Origin of the sequence: Photorhabdus namnaonensis, assembly GCF_001684335.1 — a bacterium.
Lineage (GTDB): Bacteria > Pseudomonadota > Gammaproteobacteria > Enterobacterales > Enterobacteriaceae > Photorhabdus > Photorhabdus namnaonensis.
The window spans coordinates 81,527-83,754 of sequence record NZ_LOIC01000086.1 but is presented as its reverse complement, the minus strand read 5'-3'; the positions used below and the strand labels follow the sequence as shown (position 1 = coordinate 83,754).

Sequence of the window (2,228 nt, the reverse complement as noted above, 5' to 3'; positions counted from 1 at the left end):
CACTAACGCCATCAAGCTGCGCCAGGAACCACAAGCGCTGTTGAGCAAATGATAACGGTAATTCTCCTTCGCGGGATATCGGCACGATGGCTGGCAGGGTAATATCCGATTGCCCCTTCCGGGCCTGCATGACCTCCGCGAATGCCTTTAACGAAGGGGATTTAAACAACGTAGTCAGCGGCAGTTCGATACCGAAAGCAGCTATCCGGTTGATCATCCGTACCGCCAACAGTGAATGCCCCCCCAAGGCAAAGAAATGGTCATGCCGGCTTATCCGCTCAACGCCAAGTAACTCACGCCAGATAGCCGCCAATGCGATTTCCATTTCCCCTTGAGGCGCTTCGTAAATCTGACGGGCAAACGCCTCGCTGTCCGGCGCCGGTAGCGCCCGACGATCCAGCTTACCATTCGGCGTTAGCGGGAAAGCATCCAACCGCACGAAGGCTGACGGCACCATGTAGTCAGGCAACATTTTACTCAGGTGAGTACGCAAACTATTCACCAACCCGTCATCCACTGGCGCCGCCACATAGGCCACCAGACGTTTATCTGGCCCATCCCCCAGTGCCAGCACCGCCGCCTCACGCACCCCCGGGTGCTCTATCAGACGAGCCTCAATTTCCCCCGGTTCAATGCGGAAACCGCGGATTTTTACCTGCTGGTCGTTGCGGCCCAAGAATTCCAAGTTGCCATCCGACAGGTAGCGGGCTAAATCCCCGGTGCGGTACATGCGGGCATCAGGTTTATCACTAAATGGGTCAGACAGGAACCGTTCAGCCGTCAAGTCAGGGCGATTGAGGTAGCCACGCGCCACACCATCACCGCCAATGTACAACTCCCCTATCGCCCCCAACGGCACAGGGTAACCACCGTTATCCAATAAATAAAGACGGATATTATCCAGCGGACGACCGATAGTCGGATAAGGATGCGACGGCTCTATACAGGCCAACGTCACCTCCACGGTACATTCTGTCGGGCCGTAGACATTGTAGGCCGTCAGTTGCGGCATACCGGCTATCGTCTGCCAGGTTTGTGTGGATATGGATTCCCCCCCAATCAACAGCGTCAACGCTTTTTTATGGTGAGACAACCCCGCCGCCAACAACATCTCTAATTGCATTGGCGTACAGTCCAGCACATCCAGCTCTGTCGTGGCTAAAAACTGCAATAAGGCGGCTCCATCGACTCGCACATCTTGTGGAACAATCACCAGCGTATAGCCATTCAACAGACCCAGTATATGTTGCAATGACGCATCAAACGCCATACTCGCGTTCAGGCTAACCCGGTAAGAGGCAGATGAAGGCGCAAACACCCGCGCTGTCAGCGTGCCATGTAGATTTAAGAGCGAACTATGTTCAACCATCACCCCTTTCGGCGTCCCGGTCGAACCCGAGGTATAAATCACATAGGCCAAATGCCGGGAAGTCAGCGCCGGTATCTGAGGATTACTGTCCGGCTGATCAGGCAAGGTATTCGGGTCAAGTACTGCCAGTCTGGTCAGCGTTTCCTCACCTAATGCAGACCAGCCGGTCTTATCCGCCAGCACCACTGCCGGCGCCGCATCATGCAAGATATGCACCAGACGTTCACCCGGATAAGCGGGGTCCAACGGCACATAGGCTCCACCGGCTTTCAGCACCGCCAATATCGCCACCACCATTGTCGGTGAACGTGACACGCAAATCGCCACTCGCTGATCCGGCTCGACGCCCAACGCAATAAGCTGATGAGCCAGCCGGTTAGCTCGGGCATTTAATTCCGCATAACCGAGGGTTTGATCTTCATACACTAATGCTATCGCATCCGGGGTTTGCTCCACCTGCTGTTCAAACAATTGATGAATACACAATGCCTTCGGATACGCGGTTTCCGTGGCGTTCCAGGTTTCCAGCAACAACTTGCGCTCCGTCGGAGACAGAATATCAATTTCTCCAACCGGCTGTTGAGGGTTAGCCGCCATCGCTTGCAGCACCGCGCGTAGATATTCCACCTGTCGTTCCATTGTCGATGGATCAAACAGGGCGGCGGCATAGTTCAACGCCCCAACAATCCGGCCCTCCTCTTCTGACAAACCCAGTTCAAGATCAAACTTGACAACATCAACGGCTTGATCAACCGGTGAGACTGCCAGCTTCGGCAGTTCCCAGTCCGTGCTTTCATTGTTCTGCCAGACAAACATCACCTGGAACAATGGGGTATGCGCCAGTCGGCGCGGCGGTTGC

At 55.0% G+C, this 2,228-nt stretch carries 1 protein-coding gene; it reads right to left on the bottom strand.

Translation table 11 applies throughout. The annotated features are described in order from the left end of the window. Window positions 1-2,228 (bottom strand): non-ribosomal peptide synthetase (locus Phpb_RS26385; RefSeq protein WP_205634807.1); only part of this gene is annotated, 2,228 nt, incomplete at both ends.